Annotated in this window: 20 protein-coding genes, 2 tRNA genes, 2 rRNA genes and 2 pseudogenes; 12 read left to right on the forward strand and 14 right to left on the reverse strand. The window is 61.2% G+C overall.

The annotated features are described in order from the left end of the window. Positions 1-100: 100 nt before the first annotated feature. Together F8N82_RS15450 and F8N82_RS15455 are read right to left on the reverse strand one after the other, a co-directional pair. Entirely contained in the window at positions 101-979 is an 879-nt protein-coding gene (locus F8N82_RS15450; RefSeq protein WP_038996092.1) for a FecR family protein, read from the reverse strand. Between the two features lie 7 nt (positions 980-986). Next, positions 987-1490, reverse strand: a pseudogene (locus F8N82_RS15455) (RNA polymerase sigma factor); the annotation flags it as partial. A 133-nt stretch (positions 1491-1623) separates the two neighbouring features. Between F8N82_RS15455 and F8N82_RS15460 the strand changes: the two are divergent. After that, complete coding sequence (locus F8N82_RS15460; protein ID WP_038996094.1) at positions 1624-2100, forward strand: LEA type 2 family protein; 477 nt, start codon at positions 1624-1626, stop codon at positions 2098-2100. A gap of 3 nt (positions 2101-2103) precedes the next feature. On the opposite strand, the gene F8N82_RS15465 is transcribed toward F8N82_RS15460, so the two are convergent. Continuing rightward, the gene (locus tag F8N82_RS15465) at positions 2104-2358 is read right to left on the reverse strand and encodes a hypothetical protein (protein ID WP_038996096.1); all 255 of its coding nucleotides are present in this window, start codon (positions 2356-2358) and stop codon (positions 2104-2106) included. Between the two features lie 131 nt (positions 2359-2489). Between F8N82_RS15465 and F8N82_RS15470 the strand changes: the two genes are divergently transcribed. After that, positions 2490-2810: a DUF883 family protein gene (locus F8N82_RS15470; RefSeq protein WP_038996097.1), complete on the forward strand. Its 321-nt coding sequence runs from the start codon at positions 2490-2492 to the stop codon at positions 2808-2810. Positions 2811-2877: 67 nt separating this feature from the next. On the opposite strand, the gene F8N82_RS15475 is transcribed toward F8N82_RS15470, so the two are convergent. Next, positions 2878-3492, reverse strand: a complete 615-nt coding sequence (locus tag F8N82_RS15475) for a response regulator transcription factor (protein ID WP_038996099.1) — start codon at positions 3490-3492, stop codon at positions 2878-2880. A gap of 1 nt (position 3493) precedes the next feature. Then, on the reverse strand, positions 3494-5299 hold the full coding sequence (locus F8N82_RS15480) for a PAS domain-containing sensor histidine kinase (RefSeq protein ID WP_052251543.1): 1806 nt from the start codon (positions 5297-5299) through the stop codon (positions 3494-3496). Between the two features lie 192 nt (positions 5300-5491). Here F8N82_RS15480 and F8N82_RS15485 point away from each other — a divergent pair, with 192 nt between their 5' ends. The 3 genes from F8N82_RS15485 to F8N82_RS15495 all read left to right on the forward strand — a co-directional run bounded on the left by F8N82_RS15485 (position 5492) and on the right by F8N82_RS15495 (position 10103). Then, a complete protein-coding gene (locus tag F8N82_RS15485; protein ID WP_038996100.1) occupies positions 5492-7114 on the forward strand; it encodes an acyl-CoA synthetase in 1623 nt (540 codons plus the stop codon). Positions 7115-7137: 23 nt separating this feature from the next. Then, positions 7138-8907, forward strand: coding sequence for an acyl-CoA dehydrogenase C-terminal domain-containing protein (locus F8N82_RS15490; RefSeq protein WP_038996101.1), 1770 nt, complete (start codon positions 7138-7140; stop codon positions 8905-8907). A gap of 191 nt (positions 8908-9098) precedes the next feature. Next, complete coding sequence (locus F8N82_RS15495) at positions 9099-10103, forward strand: FecR family protein (RefSeq protein WP_038996102.1); 1005 nt, start codon at positions 9099-9101, stop codon at positions 10101-10103. Between the two features lie 26 nt (positions 10104-10129). Here F8N82_RS15495 and F8N82_RS15500 read toward each other — a convergent pair whose 3' ends face one another. Beyond that, positions 10130-11449, reverse strand: a complete 1320-nt coding sequence (locus F8N82_RS15500; RefSeq protein ID WP_038996104.1) for a Na+/H+ antiporter family protein — start codon at positions 11447-11449, stop codon at positions 10130-10132. Between the two features lie 590 nt (positions 11450-12039). On the opposite strand from F8N82_RS15500, the pseudogene F8N82_RS27630 reads away from it, so the two are divergent. The 5 genes and pseudogenes from F8N82_RS27630 to F8N82_RS15520 form a co-directional block, all read left to right on the forward strand. Beyond that, positions 12040-13008, forward strand: a pseudogene (locus tag F8N82_RS27630) (HAMP domain-containing protein); the annotation flags it as partial. Positions 13009-13110: 102 nt separating this feature from the next. After that, positions 13111-13866, forward strand: a complete 756-nt coding sequence (locus tag F8N82_RS27635) for a methyl-accepting chemotaxis protein (protein WP_371857280.1) — start codon at positions 13111-13113, stop codon at positions 13864-13866. A 99-nt stretch (positions 13867-13965) separates the two neighbouring features. Continuing rightward, positions 13966-14952, forward strand: coding sequence for an ABC transporter substrate-binding protein (locus tag F8N82_RS15510; RefSeq protein WP_038996106.1), 987 nt, complete (start codon positions 13966-13968; stop codon positions 14950-14952). Beyond that, positions 14949-15821, forward strand: a complete 873-nt coding sequence (locus F8N82_RS15515) for an ABC transporter permease (protein ID WP_038996107.1) — start codon at positions 14949-14951, stop codon at positions 15819-15821. Before F8N82_RS15510 ends, F8N82_RS15515 begins: the two co-directional genes overlap by 4 nt. 149 nt (positions 15822-15970) lie before the next feature. After that, the gene (locus F8N82_RS15520) at positions 15971-16510 is read left to right on the forward strand and encodes a hypothetical protein (RefSeq protein WP_038996108.1); all 540 of its coding nucleotides are present in this window, start codon (positions 15971-15973) and stop codon (positions 16508-16510) included. Here the strand turns inward: F8N82_RS15520 and F8N82_RS15525 are convergent. From F8N82_RS15525 to F8N82_RS15540, 4 genes are read right to left on the reverse strand one after another with little or no spacing between them, the layout of a single operon-like run. Next, complete coding sequence (locus F8N82_RS15525) at positions 16507-17835, reverse strand: sensor histidine kinase (protein ID WP_038996109.1); 1329 nt, start codon at positions 17833-17835, stop codon at positions 16507-16509. The genes F8N82_RS15520 and F8N82_RS15525 overlap by 4 nt on opposite strands. Then, positions 17832-18500, reverse strand: coding sequence for a response regulator transcription factor (locus F8N82_RS15530; protein ID WP_038996111.1), 669 nt, complete (start codon positions 18498-18500; stop codon positions 17832-17834). The genes F8N82_RS15525 and F8N82_RS15530 overlap by 4 nt, the downstream gene beginning before the upstream one ends. Then, on the reverse strand, positions 18500-18814 hold the full coding sequence (locus F8N82_RS15535) for a PepSY domain-containing protein (RefSeq protein ID WP_038996112.1): 315 nt from the start codon (positions 18812-18814) through the stop codon (positions 18500-18502). Before F8N82_RS15535 ends, F8N82_RS15530 begins: the two co-directional genes overlap by 1 nt. Next, complete coding sequence (locus F8N82_RS15540; protein WP_038996113.1) at positions 18814-19122, reverse strand: PepSY domain-containing protein; 309 nt, start codon at positions 19120-19122, stop codon at positions 18814-18816. Before F8N82_RS15540 ends, F8N82_RS15535 begins: the two co-directional genes overlap by 1 nt. Before the next feature lie 159 nt (positions 19123-19281). Between F8N82_RS15540 and F8N82_RS15545 the strand changes: the two genes are divergently transcribed. After that, positions 19282-20364 (forward strand): patatin-like phospholipase family protein, encoded by a 1083-nt coding sequence (locus F8N82_RS15545; protein WP_038996114.1) that lies wholly within the window; start codon positions 19282-19284, stop codon positions 20362-20364. A gap of 49 nt (positions 20365-20413) precedes the next feature. Next, entirely contained in the window at positions 20414-20770 is a 357-nt protein-coding gene (queD, locus tag F8N82_RS15550; protein ID WP_010226613.1) for a 6-carboxytetrahydropterin synthase QueD, read from the forward strand. A 137-nt stretch (positions 20771-20907) separates the two neighbouring features. Here queD and rrf read toward each other — a convergent pair. The 4 genes from rrf to F8N82_RS15570 form a co-directional block, all read right to left on the reverse strand. Further along, positions 20908-21023: ribosomal RNA gene (rrf, locus tag F8N82_RS15555) — 5S ribosomal RNA — on the reverse strand. A gap of 138 nt (positions 21024-21161) precedes the next feature. After that, a 23S ribosomal RNA gene (locus F8N82_RS15560) occupies positions 21162-24052 on the reverse strand. 222 nt (positions 24053-24274) lie between these two features. Beyond that, positions 24275-24350, reverse strand: a tRNA-Ala gene (locus tag F8N82_RS15565). Positions 24351-24360: 10 nt separating this feature from the next. Beyond that, positions 24361-24437, reverse strand: a tRNA-Ile gene (locus tag F8N82_RS15570). Between the last annotated feature and the right edge of the window lie 4 nt (positions 24438-24441).

The raw sequence follows: 24441 nt of genomic DNA on the forward strand, positions 1-24441 counted from the left end.
AATGGATTGCTGATCAGTCTCACTACGACGATTGGGCGGGGAAGAACTTGCAGTGGGAATTTAAAAATATTTTTCCAGTGGTGCTGCTATCGCGGGTCAGTCAGTACACCACGGCCAACCACGGCAAATAGGTGACCTTCAGCGCATACCGCTGCTCAAGGGTGCGCAACAACCCTTCAGGGTCGTTCAGGTCAAACACCCCGCTGACCTGCAGTGCCGCCAGTTGCTGATCCGACAGCACGATGCGCCCGTGCTGATAGCGTTCAAGTTCGGCCAGCACCTCACGCAGTGGCTTGCCGTTGAAGATCAGCTTGCCGCGTTGCCAGGCGGTTTGCGCCCGGGCATCGGGCGAGGTCTCAAGCAACTGCTCACCGACCCGCGCCTGGCCCTGGGCAACCACCACACGATTGCGCGCACCGTCACGGCGTACGCTGAACACCGCAGCGCTGCCCTGTACGGGTTCTGCCCCGGCATCGACCACGAATGGCCGCGGATCGGCAGCCGGCTCGAACAAGGCCTCTCCCGCCTTGAGCACAACGCGACGCTCGCCACGGTTGAAGTCCACCGACAAGGCACTGCCACTGTTGAGGGTGACCTGCGAGCCATCGGCCAGGGTGATGCGCTGTTGCTGACCAATGCCGGTGTGGTAGTCGGCCAGCAACGCCGGCGCCTGCTGCAGGCCGCCGTAGCCGACCAGCGCCAGCACCAGCGAGGCGGCCAGGGCCGATCCCCAGCGCGGCCGACGTGGCGCAGCTGCTTTGACTTCAGCCGCCGTCCGAGTCTGCCCTAGGTCGGCCCACAGTGCCTCGGCTTCGCTCGCGGCCTCGGCATGGGCCGGGCTGAGCGCGCACCAGCGCTGGTAGCGTTGCCGATCGTTGGCGCTGGCGTTGCCCGAATGCAACAGCACCTGCCAGTCGAGGGCATCATCGGACAAATCGCTGATCGGTTGCGGCGCTGGCATGGCGTAGGCATCAGTCATGGTTGTGTTTGAGCCAGTCGCGGCAATGGCGCAGGGCCTGGCCGATGTATTTTGCCACCATGCTCTCGGAAACGCCCAGCCGTTGTGCAATCTGCGCCTGGGTCAGGCCTTCGACGCGGTTGAGCAGCAACGCCTGGCGGGCATTGACGGACAGTTGCAGCAAGGCCTCATCGAGCAATTCCAGACGTTCACTGGCCAGCAACGCCGCTTCCGGCGCCGGCGCCGGGCACGGCACCTGGCGCGCCGCGTCGCTGTCGTCAAGATTGCTGCTCATGCGCTGCTCGCGGCGCAGGGTATCGATGGCCAGGTTGCCGGCCACGCGAAAGATGAAGCTGCGCGCATGCAGCACCGGCAGGTCCTGCTGCTCGATCTTGACCAGCTTGAGGTAGGTTTCCTGGGCGACGTCGGCGGCCCGCTGCCGGTCGCTCATGCGCCGGGTGAGGAACAGCAGCAGGTCATCGTAATGTTCCTGGAAGCTTGCCAGCAGCCCGGACACGGGAGACGTCAACATGGAGAGAGTGGGTGCCAGTAAGAGGAATTAGCGGGCGTTAATGAGAACAAGTATCTTTCATAACGTACAGCACTTTCAACGCCGCTGTGCATTTGCCACACTCGGGGCTGTTCTCCTGCTTGGAGCTGTACCCGTGACCCGATTCCTACGCCTGTGCCTCGCCCTGCTGTTGATTGGCGGCTTGAGCGCCTGCGCCCTGCTCCAGCCCCGCGACCCGGTGAATATCAGCGTGATCGGTATCGACCCCCTGCCCGGCCAGGACTTGGAGCTGCGCATGGCGGTGAAGATCCGCGTGCAGAACCCCAACGAAAGCGCAATCGATTATAACGGCATCGCCCTGAACCTTGAGGTCAACGGCCAGCCGCTGGCGGCCGGTGTCAGCGATCAAAGCGGCAGCATTGGCCGCTTCAGCGAAGGGGTTCTGGTGGTGCCGGTGAGCATCACCGCGTTTTCGGTGCTGCGCCAGGCGGTGGGCCTGAGCCAGGTGCGCAGCCTCGATGGCCTGCCGTACACGGTACGCGGCAAACTGGCCGGTGGCGCGTTCGGCACCCGGCGCTTCAGCGACAGCGGCCGGCTCAACCTGCCGCAACCGGCCAGCGCGCCCTGGTAACGGTTACTTGGCCGCGGCCATCAGCTTGTTGACTTCACTGCGGACCATGTTGGCGTATTCGGGCGGCGACATGCCGTCCAGTTCTGCCCGTACCCATTCGGCCCACTTGCCCTTGCGCCGCGGCTTTTCGGCGATGATCCGCGCAGCATCGGCCTTGGCCTTGCCCAGGTTGGTCTGCCAGAGCTCGTACAGTCGTGCTTTCTCGTCCTCGATCTGCGCCCGTTCGGCGAAGCTCTTGTTGGCCAGATTGAAACTCATGAGGGGTGTCCTGCCGCTGGAAAATAGGCGCTATCTTACACTGTAGCCGCCGACGCTCGGCAAACCGCTGCAACTTTCCAAGCCCGTCGGCATCCACTGTTCAATGCCCATCAACTGACGAGGAAGCACCCATGGCCAAGAAAACCACCGTGCAAAGCGATGCCGAGCAAATCAAGGATCAGGCTTTCAGCGAATTGCAGGCGTTGATCGAGGAATCGGAAAAACTGCTCAGCGACAGCGCTGCGCTGGTAGGCGAAGAAGCCGAAACCCTGCGTGCCCAAGTCGGGCTGAAATTGAAACAGGCCCGGGATGCGGTCACCGGCGTGCGCAGCAAGGCGCAGCCAGTGGTCGACGCCACCCAGGACTACATCGGCGGCCATCCGTGGCAGACGGTAGCAATTTCAGCGGGCTTTGGCCTGGTGGTTGGCTTGTTGCTGGGCCGCAGACCTTAACACCCATCGCGGGCAAGCGCGCTCCTGTGAGCGGCGGTGCGACGCCTCGGCTTGACCCGCGATGAATTCAACGCAAACTCAACGGCTGCACCAGCCCACAGGCAATCGCCATGCCCACCAGCGCCGGCAAATGCTCGGCCTGCATGCGCTTCATCACCCGCGAGCGATAGAGGTCGACCGTCTTGATGCTGACCTGCAACTGCTCGGCAATTTCCCGGTTGGTATAGCCCTGTACCAGCGGCAGGAACACATCGCGTTCACGGGGCGTGAGGCTCTCGACACGCGCCTGCACCGCTTCCAGCGGCCCGGCCTGGCGCGCTTGGCCGAGGGCGTCCTGAACGCTGTCGAGCAGCAACTGGTCGTTGTAGGGTTTCTCAATGAAATCGCAGGCCCCGGCCTTGAAGGCGCGCACCACGATCGGCACATCGGCGTGGCCGCTGACAAAGATCACCGGTAACTCGAGCCCGCGCGCGCGCAGCGCTTCCTGCACACTCAAGCCGCCCATCCCCGGCATGCGCACATCAAGCAGCACACAGGCCGGCACATGGCCGTCGCAGGCATCAAGGAACGCCTGGCCGCTGGTGAACGGCAGCGCCTGCAAGCCCACCGACTCGAGCAACCACACGGTCGAATCGAGCATGCCCTGGTCATCATCGACCACATACACCCGCGGTTCCTGCATATCACTCCCCACTGTTGGCCACCGGCGCCAGCCGACAACACAAGATCAATCCGCCCGCCTCGCCGGGCTGTGCCTGCAAGGTGCCGCCAAAGCCTTCGACGATGCTGCGGCTCATGCTCAAGCCCAACCCCAGGCCATCCGCCTTGCTGGTGTTGAACGGGGTGAAGATGCCGTCCAGGCGCTCGGCAGCCACCCCCGGCCCCTGGTCGCTGACCCGAATCGTCAGCCAACCGGCCTCAAGCTCGGCGCTGAGCAGGATACGCGAGGCCTGGCCGTTGTGCTGCTCACGGTTGGCCTCGATAGCGTTGCGCAACAGGTTGAGCAGCACCTGTTCGAGCAGTACCCGGTCGGCATACACCGCCGGCAAGCCTTCGACCACGCGCTGCTCGATGCTCACCTGATCGCGGCTGGCCTCCCAGTCGCACAGACGCACGACTTGCGCCACGACATCGACAATCGCCAAGGCCTGCAGGCGCCGCGGCTCCTTGCGCAAGAAGGCACGCAAGCGCTTGATCACTTGCGCGGCATGGGTCGCCTGCTCATTGATGCGTTGCAAGCCTTGGGCAACCCGTTGGGCGGCCTGCGGATCGCGCTCCACGGCTTGCAGGTAACGCTGGCTGGCACTGGCGTAATTGACCACCGCCGCCAGCGGCTGGTTGATTTCATGGGCAATCCCCGAGGCCAACTCGCCCAGGGTAATCAGCCGGGCGCTATGGGCCAGTTCGTCCTGATGGCGGCGCTGCTGGCTTTCGCGCAGTTCACGCTCGGTCATGTCGCGGGCCACCAACGAGTAGTAGCGCTCGCCACCGGTAGCGCGATGGGCCAGCAGCACCAGCGATACCGGAAAAGCCGCGCCGCCCTGATGCGGCACCAGCCGCGCCTCGACCTGCCACACACCGTGCTGCTCGGCACGCTGCCAGCCTTCACTGTGCAGGCGCTGCTGCAGCTGTGGATCGAGCAAGGCCTGCAAGCCGGGAAGCGGCTCGACCCCCTGCAACCCCAAGGCCCGGCGCGCCGAACGGTTGAGGTAGCTGAGGTGGCCGTCGCGGTCGCTGAACAGCACCAGGTCAGTGTTGGCTTCGACCACTTCGGCCAGGCGTCGGCGGTTTTCCTGGGCCTCGATTCGCACGCTGATGTCGCGTGAGACGCTGACGATTTCCACCACGGCGCCAGTATAGGTTTCGCGGATGGCGCGGCTGGCGATCTCGAACCACAGGTACCGCCCGTCACGGTGGCGTACCCGGCAGGTCATGGTCTGATAACCGTCCAGCTCCAGCGCCTGGGACGCCTGCACCAGCGACTGCTGGCGATCCTGGGGGTGAAACAGCGACTGTACCGGCACTCCGCGCAGCTCCTCCGGCCAATAGCCCAGCAGACGGAACGCAGCGGGCGAAGCGTCGATAAAGCTACCATCGGGCGTGTGCCGGGAAATCAGGTCGGTGGTGTTCTCGGTGATCAACCGGTACAGACGCCGGGCCTGGCTGGCATCACGCTCTCCCTGGCGTTCCAGGGTGGCGTCACGACAACGGGCCAGCACCTGCTGGGCGGCGTCATCGGGGATGAAGGTCCAGAGCAGAATCTGCCCGGTCACCTGCGCTTCAACCTCACTGATCGCTCGCCCTTGCTCCAGGCAGGCGCGCACCAGGGCCCGATAGTTGCTCGGCAGCCAGTGCTCGACGTCACGCTGCGGCCAGGGCCCGAGCAAGGCCTGCATCGCCGGGTTGCTGGCCAGCAGGCTCGCCGCGGCATCCAGCAACAGGCTGGGTTGCGGATCCTTGGCCAGCCACAAGGAGTAGGAAGTGTCCAAAGCAGTGCCTCAGGGCCTTTATAGTATTTATACCATATTGCTATAGTCTATCTTCCAGTTACCATAGCCATTCGCGTAAAACTTGCGACAGCGCAAGGGCCTGCCCTTCACGCCACCTGAACAGAGCTAACAATCAGCCATCGGGGGTTTCAGTTCGCCAACGGGCGGCTGCCTCCTGCACAGGACGACCTCATGTCGATTTTCTCCCAGGGCCTGGCGCCCGCCCCTGTCAATCATGTTGCCTTGAGCCCCTTGAGTTTCATCGAGCGTACCGCCGCCGTCTATGGCCAGTACCCGGCGGTGATCCATGGCGCCATCCGGCGCAACTGGCAGCAGACCTACGAACGCTCCCGCCGCCTGGCCAGCGCCCTGGCCGGGCGCGGTATCGGCCAGGGCGATACGGTGGCGGTGATGCTGCCGAATATTCCGGCCATGCTCGAAGCGCACTTTGGCGTGCCGATGATCGGCGCCGTGCTCAACGCCCTCAACGTGCGCCTGGATGCCGAAGCGATTGCCTTCATGCTCGAGCATGGCGAAGCCAAGGTGCTGATCACCGACCGCGAGTTCCACAAGGTCATCGAAGCGGCCCTGGCGCTGATGAAGTACCCGCCGCTGGTGGTCGATGTCGATGACCCGGAGTACGGCGAAGGCCAGGCGGCCAGCGACCTGGACTACGAGGCGTTTCTTGCCGAAGGCGACCCCGAATTCGCCTGGCACTGGCCCGAAGACGAATGGCAGGCGATCTCGCTGAACTACACCTCCGGCACCACCGGCAACCCCAAGGGCGTGGTCTATCACCACCGCGGCGCCTACCTCAATGCCCTGGGCAACCAGATGACCTGGGCCATGGGCAACCACCCGGTGTACCTGTGGACCTTGCCGATGTTCCATTGCAACGGCTGGTGCTACCCCTGGACCGTCACCGCCCTGGCCGGCACCCATGTGTTCTTGCGCCGGGTCGACCCACAGAAGATCCTCACCCTGATCCGCGAGCATCAGGTCAGCCACCTGTGCGGTGCACCGATTGTGCTCAACGCGCTGATCAACATGCCCGAATCGGCCAAGGCGGCGATCGATCACCCGGTCAATGCCATGGTCGCCGGTGCGGCGCCGCCGGCCAAGGTCATCGGTGCGGTGGAAGAGATGGGCATCAAGGTCACCCACGTCTATGGCCTGACCGAAGTCTATGGCCCGGTGACCGTGTGCGCCTGGCATGCCGAGTGGGACGAACAACCGCTGGCCGAACGGGCGCGGATCAAGTCACGCCAGGGCGTGCGCTACCCGACCCTTGAAGGCCTGATGGTCGCCGACCCGCAGACCCTGGAGCCGGTACAACGCGACGGCAACACCCTGGGCGAAATCTTCATGCGCGGCAACACGGTGATGAAGGGCTACCTGAAAAACCCCGAAGCCACCGCCGAAGCTTTCCGTGGCGGCTGGTTCCACACCGGCGACCTGGCGGTGTGGCACGCCGACGGCTACGTGGAGATCAAGGACCGGCTCAAGGACATCATCATTTCCGGCGGCGAGAACATCTCCACCATCGAAGTCGAAGACGCCCTGTACAAACACCCGGCAGTGCTCGAAGCCGCCGTGGTTGCCCGCCCTGACGAGAAATGGGGTGAAACCCCCTGCGCCTACATCACCCTCAAGGCTGGCTGCGAGGGCACCCGCGAAGCCGAGATCATCGCCTTTTGCCGCGAGCACCTGGCCGGCTTCAAGGTACCGAAAACCGTGGTGTTCAGCGAGTTGCCGAAAACCTCCACCGGCAAGATCCAGAAGTACCTGCTGCGCGACTGGGCCAAAGCGCTCTGACCCCTTTGACTGCGAGAACTGCCATGCCTGAATTCAATGCTCCCCTGCGCGACATGCGCTTCGTCCTTCATGAAGTGTTCCATGGCCCGGCACTGTGGGCGCGCCTGCCCGCCCTGGCCGAGCGGGTCGATGCCGACACCGCCGATGCCATCCTCGAAGAGGCGGCGAAAATCACCGGCCAGTTGATCGCCCCGCTCAACCGCAGCGGCGATGAACAGGGCGTGGCCTTCGAGGCCGGTGCAGTACACACCCCAGACGGCTTTCGTCAGGCCTGGCAGACCTACCGCGACGGCGGCTGGGTGGGTCTGGCCGGCAACCCGGAGTTTGGCGGCCTGGGCATGCCGAAGATGCTCGCTGTGCAGTTCGAAGAGATGCTCTACGCCGCCAACTGCAGCTTCAGCCTGTACTCGGCCCTGAGCGCCGGCTGCTGCCTGGCCATCGACGCCCACGCCAGCGAAGCGCTCAAGGCCCTGTACCTGCCGGCGCTGTACAGCGGCCAGTGGGCCGGCACCATGTGCCTGACCGAGCCCCACGCAGGCACCGACCTGGGCATCATTCGCAGCAAGGCCGAGCCTCAGGCCGATGGCAGCTACAACGTCAGCGGCACCAAGATCTTCATCACCGGCGGCGACCAGGACCTGACCGAAAACATCATCCACCTGGTGCTGGCCAAGCTGCCGGATGCACCACCGGGGCCCAAGGGCATTTCGCTGTTCCTGGTGCCCAAGTACCTGGTCAATGCCGACGGCAGCCTTGGCGACAGCAACGCGGTCAGCTGCGGTTCGCTCGAGCACAAGATGGGCATCAAGGCCTCGGCCACCTGCGTGATGAACTTCGACGGCGCCCGCGGCTACCTGATCGGTGAAGCGAACCGCGGCCTGGCGGCGATGTTCACGATGATGAACTACGAGCGCCTGTCGATCGGCATCCAGGGTATCGGTTGCGCCGAGGCCTCCTACCAGAACGCCGCCCGCTACGCCTGCGAGCGCCTGCAAAGCCGGGCTGCCAGCGGTGCCCAGAACAAAGAACAGATTGCCGATCCGATCATCGTCCACCCGGATGTGCGGCGCATGTTGCTGACCATGCGCGCCCTCACCGAAGGCGGACGCGCCTTCGCCACCTACGTCGGCCAGCAACTGGACATCGCCAAGTACGCCGAAGACGCCGATGAACGCAACGCGGCGCAACGCCAGGTGGCCTTGCTGACGCCGGTGGCCAAGGCCTTTTTCACCGACAACGGCCTGGAAAGCTGTGTGCTCGGCCAGCAGGTATTCGGCGGCCATGGCTACATTCGCGAATGGGGCCAGGAGCAACTGGTGCGCGACGTACGCATTGCGCAGATCTATGAGGGCACCAACGGTATCCAGGCCCTGGACCTGCTCGGGCGCAAGGTGGTCGCCGATGGCGGCCAGGCGCTGGCCGCCTTTGCCGCGCAGGTTCGCCAGTTCAGCGAAAGCCAGCCGCCTTTCCACCAGCCGCTGCTCAAGGCCCTGGGCGAGCTGCAAGAGCTCAGCCAGTGGCTGTGCGAGCAAGCGAGCCGCGACCCGAATGCCATCGGCGCGGCGTCTGTGGAGTACTTGCACCTGTTCGGCTACGTCGCTTACGCCTACATGTGGTCACGCATGGCGGCTGTCGCCCGTGATTCGCTGGTTCAGGACCCAGCGTTCTACGGCGCCAAGCTGGCCAGCGCCGGATTTTTCTTCGAACGCCTGCTGCCACGGACCCTGTCACTGCAGGCGAGCATTCGTGCCGGCAGTGCCTCCCTGTTCGAGCTGGACGCCACGCAGTTCTGAAAAACCGCCTGCGTTGCTAGCCAGCAGCGCAGGCCTACCTTTCGTCCGTGATTTTGTAAGTAATCATTGTCAGATCCGCAGTTTTACGGGGTTTTGACGGTAAAAAAACTTACAAATGATAGTCATTCGCCATTATCTCGGTTCTCGCCCACCTACCCTGCAAGGTAGAATGGACAAAACCGGGAGTATCAATGAACCACACCAGTCTCAGCGCCGCCGAACACGATGCCATCACCGATGCCGCCGCGCAGTGGTGCCTGCGCCTGCAAGCTGAAGACTGTACCGCCGCCGAGCGGCGCGCGTTCGAACAATGGCTGAGCGCCAACCCGCTGCACCTGCAGGAATATCAAGCGATGTTGGAGATCTGGCAGACCGCCGACCATCTGCCGCGCACCTTCCCGGACAATGTGCTGCCTTTGCCTCAACGCCAGCGCCACCGCTGGCAGGGTTTCGCCACGGCGGCAGCCATCATCCTGCTGGCCCTGCCGGCAGGTGCCTGGATTGGCTGGGAACAGGGCTGGCTGCCCAACAGCTATCAGTTCGTGGAGACCGGTGATCGGGTGAATCGCGTTGTGCTGAGCGACGGCAGCGAGGTCGAACTGAACCTCAATACCGAACTGCGCTACACCAACTACAAGGATGAGCGCCGGGTCACCCTGATCAAGGGCGAAGCCTTCTTCAAGGTCAGCCACGACAGCCAGCACCCTTTTGTGGTGCACGCGGCCAACGGCTGGACGCGGGTCACCGGGACCCAGTTCAACGTGTGGAAGTATGATGATCAGGTCAAGGTGACCCTGGTCGAAGGATCGGTACGGGTCAGCAGCGACGGCAACGCCAGCGACAGCAGCTATCGCCTCGGCCCTGGCATGCAGGCCAGCTACAGGGCCGGCGACTATGAACCGCGTCTGGACCAGACCGACAACCAGGACAACAGCCTGGCCTGGCGCAACGGCAAACTGATCCTCGACAACCAGAGCCTGGCCCAGGCCCTGCCGATGATCAACCGCTACCTGGACAAACCGCTGCTGCTGGCCGATACCGGCACCGGCAGCATTCGCATCAGCGGCATTTACAACACCAGCGAGATCAAGCGCCTGGTCAGCACCCTGCCCAAGGTGCTGCCGGTGTACCTGACCCAGAACAAGAGCGGCAACATGGTGCTCAATCGCATCTCGCCACCGCCCGCCAAAGGCTGAGCCGTGCGCTCAGCCCTTGCCCTGCCCTAGAGCATCATCGCCGCCAGCCAACCGAACGCCAGCAACGGCAGGTTGTAGTGGATGAAGGTCGGCACCACGGTGTCCCAGATATGGTGATGCTGGCCGTCGACGTTCAGGCCAGAGGTCGGCCCCAGGGTCGAGTCCGACGCCGGTGAGCCGGCATCACCCAAGGCACCAGCGGTACCGACGATGCACACGGTGGCGACAGGATCAAAGCCCAACTGCACGCACAGCGGCACGAAGATCGCCGCCAGGATTGGCACGGTGGAAAACGACGAGCCGATCCCCATGGTCACCAGTAAGCCCACCAGCAGCATCAGCAACGCACCAACGCCCTTGCTGTGGTTGATCCAGGCCGCCGAAGCCTCGACCAGGGACTTGACCTCGCCGGTAGCCTTCATCACTTCGGCAAAGCCCGACGCGGCAATCATGATGAAGCCGATCATGGCCATCATCTTCATGCCTTCGGTAAACAGGTCGTCGGTGTCTTTCCAGCGCACGATGCCCGACACCGAGAAGATCAGAAAGCCGGCCATGGCGCCGATGATCATCGAGTCCAGCCACAGCTGGATGATGAACGCCGCGGCAATGGCGATACCCGCCACCAGCAGGGTCAGCGGGTTGTAGCGCACCGCCACCTGTTCGACCTTTTCGATTTTCTCCAGGTCGTACACGCGCTTGTTGCGGTAGCTGATGAACACCGCCACCAGCAGGCCGAAGAGCATGCCCGCCGCCGGAATGGCCATGGCGTGGGTAACGTTGACGCCGCTGACATCCACGCCGCTGCGGCTGACGTTGGCCAGCAGGATTTCATTGAGGAAGATATTGCCGAAGCCCACCGGCAGGAACATGTACGGGGTGATCAGGCCGAAAGTCATCACGCAGGCCACCAGGCGCCGGTCCATCTGCAGCTTGGTCAGCACGTACAGCAACGGCGGCACCAGCAACGGAATGAAGGCGATATGGATGGGCAGGATGTTCTGCGAAGAGATCGCCACCACCAGCAGCAGACCTATCAGCAGCCACTTGACCTTGCCGCCGTCGCTATGGCCTTGACGGTCGACCATGGCCAATGCGCGGTCGGCCAGTGCATGGGCCATGCCCGACTTGGCAATAGCCACGGCGAAGGCGCCGAGCAAAGCGTAGGACAACGCTACCGTGGCACCGCCACCCAGCCCGCCGTTGAAGGCCTTGAGCGTGCCTTCGATACCCAGGCCACCGACCAGGCCGCCGGCCAAAGCGCCGACGATCAGGGCAATCACCACATGCACGCGGGACAGGCTCAATACCAGCATGATGCCGACCGCGGCAATTACTGCATTCATTCTGTGACCTCTAGAAACCAGACAAAAAGCGACCGATCCGGCGACAGACTGCTCGGGAGCAGTGGCCGAACGACAGGTATTTTTATGGAGGGCGCACACTCTGAAGCAGACCCCCGCGCTTGTCAAAAAAACGCGGTTTGCCGGCTGCGACAATCAGTCGCTTCCCTGACCGAAAACGACGCATTTCAATTGAACGTTTGAATAAAGAAAACGGCATCGCGGCCGATATAGTCGGCAGCCTCAATCTTTCAGGATCTAAGGACTTCGCCATGTCGTTCAGACAACTTTCCATTCAGTGGAAGATCACCCTGCTCGCCGGCCTGTGCCTGGCCGGCATCGTCACCCTGCTGGTGGGACTCTCGCTGTACCGCATGGAGCACAGCACGCAATTGGTCAAGGCCAGCAGCATGCAGATGCTCACCGAAGCGGCCCAGGGGCGTATTGAATCCCAGGGCGAAGTCCAGGCGCTGAACATTCGTCGCCAATTCATGGATGCCTACCAGTACGGCGCCGGCTTCTCGCGCCAGGTGCTGTTCCTGCGCGAGCAGGCCGAAAAGCGCTTTCTCGATGCCTTCGACCTGCGCGAAGACATGACCCGCCAGGTGCGCGCCGCACTGCAGGCCAACCCCGACCTGCTCGGCCTGTCGCTGGTATTCGAACCCAACGCGCTGGACAACAAGGACTCGCTGTTCGTCGACCAGAAAGACCTGGGCAGCAACGAGAAAGGCCGCTTCGCCCTGTACTGGTCGCAACCGACCCCGGGCCAGCTGACCTCCATGGCCCTGCCAGAACGCGACATGAACGACACCAGCATTGGCCCCAGCGGCGAACCGGCCAACACTTGGTCGGTGTGCCCGCGCACCACCGGCAAGGTCTGTGTGATCGAGCCCTACTTCTATGAGATCAACGGTCAGCAGGTGCTGATGACCAGCATCGTGTTCCCGCTGATGGCCGCCGACAAGGTCATCGCCACCCTGTCCATCGACATCAACCTCAACAGTTTGCAGGCCATGAGCCAACAGGCCAGCCGCAATCTGTACCAGGGCCAGACCCAGGTCGGCATCCTCAGCCCCGTGGGCCTGCTGGCCGGCTATAGCCCGGATGCCAGCAAACTGGCCCAGCGCTTTGACCAGGTCGACCCGGAAAAAGGCGCCGAGCTGACCCGCCTGCTCGGCGACAGCACGCCGCTGCACAGCATCCACCACAACCAGCGCCTGAAAGTGTTGGCCTCGTTCGCGCCGATTCCCGGCGGCAAGTCCTGGGGCGTACTGCTCGACGTGCCGGAGAGCGCCCTGACCGGCCCGGCCGAGGCCCTCAAGCAAGAGCTCGACCAGCGCAACACCAGCGGGACCCTGATGGAACTGGGCCTGGGCCTGCTGGCGGCCATTGTCGGCCTGTTGCTGATCTGGCTGATGGCACGCACCGTGACCCGGCCGATCCTCGGCGTGGCAGCCATGCTCAAGGACATCGCCAGCGGCGAAGGCGACCTGACCCGCCGCCTGACCTATGACAAGCGCGATGAACTGGGCGAATTGGCGGGTTGGTTCAACCGCTTCCTCGACAAACTGCAGCCGACCATTGCCGAGGTCAAACGCTCGGTCCAGGCCGCCCGCAATACCGCCGACCAGTCCTCGGCCATTGCCACCCAGACCAGCGCCGGCATGGAGCAGCAGTACCGTCAGGTTGACCAGGTAGCGACTGCGTCCCATGAAATGAGCGCCACCGCCCAGGACGTCGCTCGCAGCGCCGCGCAAGCCGCCCAGGCTGCCCGCGATGCCGACCAGGCCACCCGCCAGGGCCTGGCGGTGATCGACCGCACCACCAGCAGCATCGACACTCTGGCGGCTGACATGAGCACCGCCATGGGCCAGGTCGAAGGCTTGGCCGAGAACAGCGAGAAGATCGGCTCGGTGCTGGAAGTGATCCGCTCGATCGCCGAACAGACCAACCTGCTGGCCCTCAACGCCGCCATCGAGGCCGCGCGTGCCGGTGAAGCCGGCCGCGGCTTTGCCGTGGTCGCCGACGAGGTGCGCAACCTCGCCCGCCGTACCCAGGAATCGGTGGAAGAAACCCGCCAGGTGATCGAAGAGCTGCAGGCCGGTACCCGCGAAGTGGTCGGTGCCATGGACAGCAGCCATCGCCAGGCCCAGGGCAGCGTCGAGCAGGTCGGCCAGGCGGTCACCGCCCTGCAGCAGATTGGCGATGCGGTCACGGTGATCAGCGACATGAACCTGCAGATCGCCAGCGCCGCCGAAGAGCAGAGCGCGGTGGCTGAAGAGATCAACAGCAACGTGGCGACCATTCGTGACGTCACCGAGTCGCTGTCGGAGCAGGCCAACGAATCGGCACGCGTCAGCCAGTCGCTCAACAGCCTGGCCAACCAGCAGCAGGGGCTGATGGATCAGTTCAGGGTGTGACAGTATCGCGGGGCAAGCCCGCTCCCACAGTGGGAGCGGGCTTGCCCCGCGATCGGTCTACTACACTTGCCAGACTCCCTACCCTGCGAGCGAGGCACAATGAAGCCAATCACTACCCTGCTAGGCGGCGCCGTCCTTGCGCTGACCCTGATCACCTCCAGCCACGCCGCCGACAAATCCACGCCCATCCACTTCGGCGACATCACCTGGGAAAGCGGCAGCCTCACCACTGAAATCCTGCGGCTGATCGTCGAGAAAGGCTACGGCTACCCCACCGACACCCTGCCCGGTAGCACCGTGAGCATGGAAGTAGCCCTGGCCCGCAACGACATCCAGGTCATCGGTGAAGAATGGGCCGGCCGCAGCCCGGCCTGGATCAAGGCCGAAAAAGCCGGTCAGGTGTTCAGCATCGGCGATACGGTGAAGAACGCCGATGAGGGCTGGTATGTGCCGGCCTACGTGATCAGGAATCTGGCGCCCAAGCTGCGCTCGGTGACCGACCTCAAGCAATACAAGGCCGTGTTCAAGGACCCCGAATCCCCCGATAAAGGCCGTTTCCTCAACAGCCCCAGCGGCTGGACCTCCGAGACCGTCAACAGCCAGAAGCTCAAGGCCTACGGCCTGGATAACGACTACGTGAACTTTCGCAGTGGCTCGGGCGCTGCCCTTGACGCGGAAATCACCTCAGCCATCCGCCGTGAAAAACCCGTGCTGTTCTACTATTGGAGCCCTACCCCACTGATGGGCCGCTACGATCTGGTGCGTCTTGAGGAGCCGCCGTTCAATGCCCAAGCGTGGCAGACCCTGACCGACGCCAACAATCCGAACCCGCAAGGTACGCGCTCGTTGCCGGCGAAATTGTCCATCGGTGTTTCGGCGCCCTTCAAAAAGGAATACCCCGAACTGGTCGAGTTCTTCGCCAAGGTCGAGCTGCCCATCGACACCCTCAACAAGACCCTGGCGCAGATGAGCGAAAAGCGCGAATCGCCCAAGGATGCCGCGCTCAGGTTCATGCGTGACAACCCGGCAATCTGGAAAGCCTGGCTGCCCGCCGAGGTCGCCAGCAAAGTCGGGGCAGGCTTGTGAGTGGAGGCTTTCCTGAAGCACTGCACTTCTCCTTTGCCGATGCCGTTAACCGTTTTGTCGATTGGTTGGTGCTGGCCTATGGCGACCAGCTGCGCAACGTCTCCGATGGCTTGCTGCAAGTGCTGGTCAGCCTGGAGAACCTGCTGCGCCTGACGCCCTGGTGGCTGTTGCTGGTGATCGTCGCCCTGATGACCTGGCACGCCAGCCGCAGTATCACTCGCGCCCTGGTGCTCAGCGGCCTGCTGTTCCTGATCGGCGTGGTCGGCCTGTGGGACAAGCTCCTGCAGACCTGTGCGCTGGTGCTGGTGAGCACCGGCCTGTGCGTGCTGATCGGCATTCCGCTGGGCATCCTGCTGGCCAGCCGGGCCTTGGCGCGCAAGCTGCTGATGCCGGTACTCGACGTCATGCAGACGTTGCCCAGTTTCGTCTACCTGATCCCGGTGCTGATGCTGTTCGGCCTGGGCAAGGTGCCGGCGATTTTCGCCACCCTGATCTACGCCCTGCCGCCGTTGATCCGCCTGACCGAACTGGGCCTGAGCCAGATCGACCCGAGCCTGATCCAGGCGGCACACGGTCTTGGCGCCAGCCGTTGGCAGCGGCTGCGACGGGTGCAACTGCCGCTGGCGATGCCAAGCATCATGGCCGGGCTCAACCAGTCGGTGATGATGGCGCTGTCGATGGTCGTGGTCGCCTCGATGATCGGCGCGCGCGGCTTGGGTGAGGATGTGCTGGCGGGGATCCAGACGCTCAATGTGGGCAAAGGCGTGGAGGCAGGCTTGGCGATTGTGGCGTTGGCAATGGTGATTGACCGGATTAGCCAGGCGTATGGGCAGCTGCGGCGAACTGAACGACCCCGTAAAACTCTGTAACGTTACTCAATGCCCGTCCGTGTGCCTGCTGGCCGGTGGCACACGCCCTGTTGATTTCCGCCAGCCGGTATCCACACCTGATATTTTTACCAGTAGACGGCCGATTGCCATGCTCTGAAGATCATTCTTCCACCATGGAGAGTATCGCAATGACAATAATCACCCGCAGTGAATTCAAAACCTTGACCCCGTCGCAAGCCCGAGAACAAGGGTTGCAGGCTCCGGCAAGCTGGACCGAGTACTTCGCCTACTTGGGAGAGCCTCAGCAACCGAAAAAAATCTTTTACTCAAATGCTGGCGTAATTGTCAATTTCACCCCCACCGGTCAAAGGGCTAGCGTTGGCTCGCAGCAGCCTGGTTTCCACGGAGCCATCCAGCAAAGCCTGCAAGTAATAACCTCACCCGAAATCGAACCTGGCACCTATGACCTCAAAGACAACCTCCCAAGTCTCTCACTAGCGTTTTTTTTCAAGGTGACTGAAGAGCTTATCGGGCTAACGGTACATAAAGCCACATCAGGAACACTGAAAATTATTCACCATGATAGAAAGACCAATCAACTGTTCGGTGAATTTGACTGCTCCATCCCCGTCGAGCCACCTCCTGAATCATGGGGGATACCACCATGGGAACCGTACAACTTTACCGTCTCCGAGGGGAGATTTTCAGATATCTTTAAACACGATTAAATGGTTTTCGAAACCCTGCGCGGCAGTTCGATACTGACGCGCAACCCACCCAAAGGGCTCTCCAGCAAGCTCATCTGCCCACCCCAGGCCTCGACGATATCGCGCACGATGCCCAGGCCCAGGCCGTGACCATCGACTTGCTCGTCAAGCCGGGTACCGCGCTCAAGCACTTGTTCCCGCGCGGCTTCGGGAATGCCGGGGCCGTCGTCGTCGATCCATAGACGGTAGCTTTGCGGCAGCTCTTCGACAGTCAGCTGTACTTCGCTGTCCGCCCATTTGCAGGCGTTGTCCAGCAGGTTGCCCAGCAGTTCGAGCAGGTCTTCGCGATCCCAGGGCAGCAATAAACCGGCTGGCACCTGCTGGCTCAGTTCCAGCCCTTCACCATGGATCATGCCCAAGGTTGCCAGCAGCCCTGGCAGCTCGGCATCGCAATCAAACTGGGCGCCCGGCAATGCATCGCCGGCCAGCCGCGCGCGATTGAGCTCGCGGCTCAGGCGCTGCTGGATCTGCTCGAGCTGGTCACGCAACTGGGCACGGACTTGCGGCAGGTCCTTGAGGCGTTCGCTGGAGGCCAGGCTGAGCAGCACCGCCAGAGGCGTCTTCAGCGCATGGCCAAGGTTGCCCAGGGCATTGCGTGAACGACGCAGGCTGTCCTCGGTGTGGGCCAGCAAGTGGTTGATCTGCGCGACCAAGGGCTCGAGCTCGGTAGGCACCTGGGTATCGAGCTGCGAACGCTGGCCCTGCTGCAACTGGGCAATCTGTTCGCGGGCCCGCTCCAGCGGGCGCAATGAGCGGGTCACGGTGATGCGTTGCAGCACCAGGATCAGCAACAGCGCGACCAGGCCCAAGCCCAGGCCGATCTGCTGCATGCGCCTGAAGCCATCGCGCACCGGGGTATAGTCCTGGGCAACGCTGATGGAGATGGCCTGGCCCAGGCGCCGGTAGTCCGCGCGCAGCACCAACAACTGCTGGCCTTCAGGCCCCAGCTCCAGCCCGGCGTGCAGCCCCGGGGTTTGCGGCGCCGGCATGTCCATGTCCCACAACGAACGCGAACGCCAATTGCCACCGTCAAAATCAATGCGGAAGTAATAACCAGAAAACGGCCGCTTGTAGGCCGAGGATATCCGCCGTTCATCCAGCTCAAGGCCGGTCTGGCCACGCACCAGGGCCACCAGCAGGTTCTCGCTCTCCTTGCGCAGGCCGGTTTCCAGGTAGCGTTGCAGGCCGGCTTCGAACAGCCACAGGCTGAGCTGGGCGAGGATCAGCCCGACCACCACCAGTACCGCAATCAGGCCTAGGCTCAAGCGTGCCTGGATCGACTTCACTCGTTGCTCCCGGCATAGCGATAACCCTGGCCACGGCGGGTTTCAATCACGCTGCGGCCGAGCTTGCGGCGCAGGTGATTGACGTGCACCTCGAGGACGTTGGAATCGCGCTCGGTTTCACCGTCGTAGAGGTGTTCGGCCAGGTGGCTTTTCGAGAGGATCTGTTGCGGGTGGAGCATGAAGTAACGCAGCAGGCGAAACTCGGCAGCGGTGAGCTGGATGTCGACACCGGCGCGGGTCACACACTGGCGGCCTTCGTCCAGCTGCAGGCCGGCGGCTTCCAGGGTCGGCTGGTTGGCCAGGCCACGGGCACGACGCAGCAGCGACTGGATGCGCAGTTGAAGTTCTTCCGGGTGAAACGGCTTGCTCAGGTAGTCATCGGCGCCGGCTTTGAGGCCCTCGATACGCTCGGCCCACGAGCCGCGCGCGGTGAGGATCAGCACCGGTGTCACCAGCCCCGATGCCCGCCATTGGGCCAGCACCTCGAGGCCCGGCAAGCCGGGCAAGCCAAGGTCGAGAATGATCAGGTCATAGGGTTCGCTGCTGCCCTGGTAGACCGCGTCCCTGCCGTCGGCCAGCCAGTCGACCGCATAACCCTGGCGTTGCAGGCTCTGGGTCAGTTCATCTGCCAGCGGTACGTTGTCCTCGACCAGTAACAGGCGCATCAGTCATCTTCCTCGTCTTTGAGCAGCGCTCCATTGGTAGCATCGAGCTTGATCTCGCGCACCACGCCTTCAGGGGTCAGCAATTCGACCTCGTACTCGTACCTGTCGTGCTTCTCTTCCAGCTCCGCCTCCAGCAACTTCGCCCCGGGATAGCGTCCCAGGGCGTCTTTGAGCAGTTGCTCCAACGGCAAGATGATGCCCCGCTCGCGCAGTTGCAGGGCTTCATCCTGATCGAGGTCGCGGGCCGAAGCCAGCGAGCAGAGGGCCAACAGCGCAATGAGAACGGTCTGTGCTGTTCGCAATCGAACGGTCATTAGTTATCCCGGGCATCCTTGAGGATTTCACCGGTCTTGGCATCCATGTCGACATCCCACTCGACGTTCTGGGCGTCACGCAGTTCGACCTTGTAGATGTAGCGACCGTACTCGTCTTCCAGCTCGGAATCGGTGACGGTTGCGCCTGGATGCTTGGCCACGGCAGCGGCCTTGAGTTCGTCCAGAGACTTGATGGTCTTGGCGTTGACCAGTTTCACGACTTCGTCAGGCTGTACATCTTTAGCCAGGGCAACGTTGGCGCTAAGGGCAAGGGCAGCAGTGGCGAACAGGGCAGTCAAAGTTTTCATCGTGTCTCTCCGTTGAGATCAAAAATGTTTCTACGGGGCCTAGAGTACCCAACCGAACTTAATTGAAGCTGAAAACAACTGGCGACATGATAGCGCAGCCCTGCCCCACATCTGGACTGCTGTTCTTTATAATTACCGGCTCAAGACAGCGAGGCCCGTATGAGCGCAATCCATATCAAGTACCCGGCCCTGACCCTAAAGGCCGGCAGCCGTGCCCTGCAGCGAATTGGCGAGCGCGGCCTGCAGGCAGCCGATGTGGGCGTAATACCGGGCGCTGCAGGAGGCCCCAAGGCCTTAGGCATCCAGGGGCTGGACCTGGCACTGTTTGGCCAGTGGTTGCCCAGTGCACCGCGTGAACGGGCGCTGATTGGTGCCTCGATCGGCTCCTGGCGCTTCGCCAGTGCCTGCCTGCCCAACCCGGCCCAAGCCCTGCAGCGTCTCGGCCAGCTGTACACCGAACAGGACTTTGCCAAGGGCGTGACCCAGGCGCAAGTCAGCCGCAGTTGCGAACGTATGCTCAATGACTTGCTCGACAGCCGTGACGCGCAGATCCTCGCAAGCCCGGACTACCGCCTGAACATCATGGTGGTGAAAAGCCATGGCCTGCTTGCTGACGATCACCGCGGGCGCCTGGGCATGGGCCTGTCATCGGTAATTGCCGATAACCTGATCGGCCGCCCGCGCCTGTCGCGGCACTTCGAACGGATCATTCTTCACGATGCCCGCAGTGCACCGCCGCTGCAGCCACTGACGGACTTCCCTTCGCGCTGCCTGCCCCTGGACGTCGCCAATTTGCGCCATGCCCTGCTGGCTTCCGGGTCGATCCCCATGGTCATGGAAGGCGTGCGCGATATCCCCGGCGTGGGCCGGGGAACCTATCGTGATGGCGGCTTGTTGGACTATCACCTGGACCTGCCCTATGCCGGCGATGACCTGGTGCTCTACCCGCACTTCACCGACAAGGTCATCCCTGGCTGGTTCGACAAGGCCCTGCCCTGGCGCCGTGGTGATGTCGATCGGCTGCGCAACGTGCTGCTGCTTGCGCCCTCGCCGCAGTACCTGGCCAGCCTGCCCTACGGCAAGCTGCCGGAGCGTAGCGACTTCAAGCGCTTCATAGGCGACGCTGGCAGCCGTCAGCGTTACTGGCACAAGGCAATGGCCGAAAGCCAGCGCCTGGGCGATGAGCTGCTAGAGCTGATAGAAACCGGCAAGCTGCACGCGCATCTGCAACCACTGAAGTGACCATGCTGGTAAACTGGCCGCCAGCATTGGTTTACAGAGTCAAGACATCGTGGAAATTTTCAAAGAGTTTACGTTCGAATCGGCCCACCGCCTGCCCCACGTGCCTGAAGGGCACAAGTGCGGTCGCCTGCATGGCCATTCGTTCAAGGTTGCCCTGCACCTGACCGGCCCGCTCGATCCACATACCGGCTGGATCCGCGACTTCTCCGAGATCAAGGCGATCTTCAAGCCGCTGTACGAGCAATTGGACCACAACTACCTGAACGACATTCCTGGCCTGGAAAACCCGACCAGCGAAGTGATCGCCAAGTGGATCTGGGACCAGGTCAAGCCGCTGCTGCCTGAGCTGTCCAAGGTGCGGATTCATGAGACCTGCACCAGTGGTTGCGAGTATTACGGCGACTGAGTCGATAATGGAAATGAAGAGACCACCCTGCGGGGTGGTTTTTTTTTGGGCTGGTGTTCACTGCTACGGGAGTGAGAGTGGGAGCGGAAAAGACAAAACCCCTACCTGCATACGCAGATAGGGGTTTCGGAATTTAATCTTGACGATGACCTACTCTCACATGGGGAAACCCCACACTACCATCGGCGATGCATCGTTTCACTGCTGAGTTCGGGATGGGATCAGGTGGTTCCAATGCTCTATGGTCGTCAAGAAATTCTGTTGCCAGAAGGTCTTGTTTAAGACACTCCAGCGAATCGGGTATGTGATGTTTGTGAGTTACAAATTCTCGGCTGTGCAGTCTTCACAACACCGCAATCTGGCCTTTCGACGCAAATTGCTTGGGTGTTATATGGTCAAGCCTCACGGGCAATTAGTATTGGTTAGCTCAACGCCTCACAGCGCTTACACACCCAACCTATCAACGTCGTAGTCTTCGACGGCCCTTCAGGGAGCTCAAGGCTCCAGTGAGATCTCATCTTGAGGCAAGTTTCCCGCTTAGATGCTTTCAGCGGTTATCTCTTCCGAACATAGCTACCCGGCAATGCCACTGGCGTGACAACCGGAACACCAGAGGTTCGTCCACTCCGGTCCTCTCGTACTAGGAGCAGCCCCTCTCAAATCTCAAACGTCCACGGCAGATAGGGACCGAACTGTCTCACGACGTTCTAAACCCAGCTCGCGTACCACTTTAAATGGCGAACAGCCATACCCTTGGGACCGGCTTCAGCCCCAGGATGTGATGAGCCGACATCGAGGTGCCAAACACCGCCGTCGATATGAACTCTTGGGCGGTATCAGCCTGTTATCCCCGGAGTACCTTTTATCCGTTGAGCGATGGCCCTTCCATACAGAACCACCGGATCACTAAGACCTACTTTCGTACCTGCTCGACGTGTCTGTCTCGCAGTCAAGCGCGCTTTTGCCTTTATACTCTACGACCGATTTCCGACCGGTCTGAGCGCACCTTCGTACTCCTCCGTTACTCTTTAGGAGGAGACCGCCCCAGTCAAACTACCCACCATACACTGTCCTCGATCCGGATAACGGACCTGAGTTAGAACCTCAAAGTTGCCAGGGTGGTATTTCAAGGATGGCTCCACGCGAACTGGCGTCCACGCTTCAAAGCCTCCCACCTATCCTACACAAGCAAATTCAAAGTCCAGTGCAAAGCTATAGTAAAGGTTCACGGGGTCTTTCCGTCTAGCCGCGGATACACTGCATCTTCACAGCGATTTCAATTTCACTGAGTCTCGGGTGGAGACAGCGCCGCCATCGTTACGCCATTCGTGCAGGTCGGAACTTACCCGACAAGGAATTTCGCTACCTTAGGACCGTTATAGTTACGGCCGCCGTTTACCGGGGCTTCGATCAAGAGCTTCGCGTTAGCTAACCCCATCAATTAACCTTCCGGCACCGGGCAGGCGTCACACCCTATACGTCCACTTTCGTGTTTGCAGAGTGCTGTGTTTTTAATAAACAGTCGCAGCGGCCTGGTATCTTCGACCGGCATGAGCTTACGGAGCAAGTCCTTCACCCTCACCGGCGCACCTTCTCCCGAAGTTACGGTGCCATTTTGCCTAGTTCCTTCACCCGAGTTCTCTCAAGCGCCTTGGTATTCTCTACCCAACCACCTGTGTCGGTTTGGGGTACGGTTCCTGGTTACCTGAAGCTTAGAAGCTTTTCTTGGAAGCATGGCATCAACCACTTCGTCGCCTAATGGCAACTCGTCATCAGCTCTCGGCCTTAAGATCCCGGATTTACCTAAGATCTCAGCCTACCACCTTAAACTTGGACAACCAACGCCAAGCTGGCCTAGCCTTCTCCGTCCCTCCATCGCAATAACCAGAAGTACAGGAATATTAACCTGTTTTCCATCGACTACGCTTTTCAGCCTCGCCTTAGGGACCGACTAACCCTGCGTCGATTAACGTTGCGCAGGAAACCTTGGTCTTTCGGCGTGGGAGTTTTTCACTCCCATTGTCGTTACTCATGTCAGCATTCGCACTTCTGATACCTCCAGCAAGCTTCTCAACTCACCTTCACAGGCTTACAGAACGCTCCTCTACCGCGTCACCTAAGTGACACCCGTAGCTTCGGTGTATGGTTTGAGCCCCGTTACATCTTCCGCGCAGGCCGACTCGACTAGTGAGCTATTACGCTTTCTTTAAAGGGTGGCTGCTTCTAAGCCAACCTCCTAGCTGTCTAAGCCTTCCCACATCGTTTCCCACTTAACCATAACTTTGGGACCTTAGCTGACGGTCTGGGTTGTTTCCCTTTTCACGACGGACGTTAGCACCCGCCGTGTGTCTCCCATGCTCGGCACTTGTAGGTATTCGGAGTTTGCATCGGTTTGGTAAGTCGGGATGACCCCCTAGCCGAAACAGTGCTCTACCCCCTACAGTGATACATGAGGCGCTACCTAAATAGCTTTCGAGGAGAACCAGCTATCTCCGAGCTTGATTAGCCTTTCACTCCGATCCACAGGTCATCCGCTAACTTTTCAACGGTAGTCGGTTCGGTCCTCCAGTCAGTGTTACCTAACCTTCAACCTGCCCATGGATAGATCGCCCGGTTTCGGGTCTATACCCAGCGACTAAACGCGCTATTAACACTCGCTTTCGCTACGCCTCCCCTATTCGGTTAAGCTCGCCACTGAATATAAGTCGCTGACCCATTATACAAAAGGTACGCAGTCACCTAACAAAGTAGGCTCCCACTGCTTGTACGCATACGGTTTCAGGATCTATTTCACTCCCCTCTCCGGGGTTCTTTTCGCCTTTCCCTCACGGTACTGGTTCACTATCGGTCAGTCAGTAGTATTTAGCCTTGGAGGATGGTCCCCCCATATTCAGACAAAGTTTCTCGTGCTCCGTCCTACTCGATTTCATGACTAAGAGATTTTCGCGTACAGGGCTATCACCCACTATGGCCGCACTTTCCAGAGCGTTCCGCTAATCTCAAAGCCACTTAAGGGCTAGTCCCCGTTCGCTCGCCACTACTAAGGGAATCTCGGTTGATTTCTTTTCCTCAGGGTACTTAGATGTTTCAGTTCCCCTGGTTCGCCTCTTGCACCTATGTATTCAGTACAAGATACTCAGCTTATGCTGAGTGGGTTCCCCCATTCAGAGATCTCCGGATCAAAGTCTGTTTGCCGACTCCCCGAAGCTTATCGCAGGCTACCACGTCTTTCATCGCCTCTGACTGCCAAGGCATCCACCGTATGCGCTTCTTCACTTGACCATATAACCCCAAGCAATCTGGTTATACTGTGAAGACAACATTCGCCGAAAATTTGTAATGATTCACAAATTTTACCTTAGCCTGAACATACACCAGTGAAAGTGCTGTCCAGTCTATCTTTCTATCACATACCCAAATTTTTAAAGAACGATTCTGAAAAAGTTCAGAAATCAATATTCGATGCGAATATTCATTTCTAAGCTTTGACACGGTAGCAAGGGGTGGTGGAGCCAAGCGGGATCGAACCGCTGACCTCCTGCGTGCAAGGCAGGCGCTCTCCCAGCTGAGCTATGGCCCCAACAAGAAACTGGTGGGTCTGGGCAGATTCGAACTGCCGACCTCACCCTTATCAGGGGTGCGCTCTAACCAACTGAGCTACAGACCCAGTT

Origin of the sequence: Pseudomonas fluorescens (genome assembly GCF_902497775.2) — a bacterium.
Lineage (GTDB): Bacteria > Pseudomonadota > Gammaproteobacteria > Pseudomonadales > Pseudomonadaceae > Aquipseudomonas > Aquipseudomonas putida_F.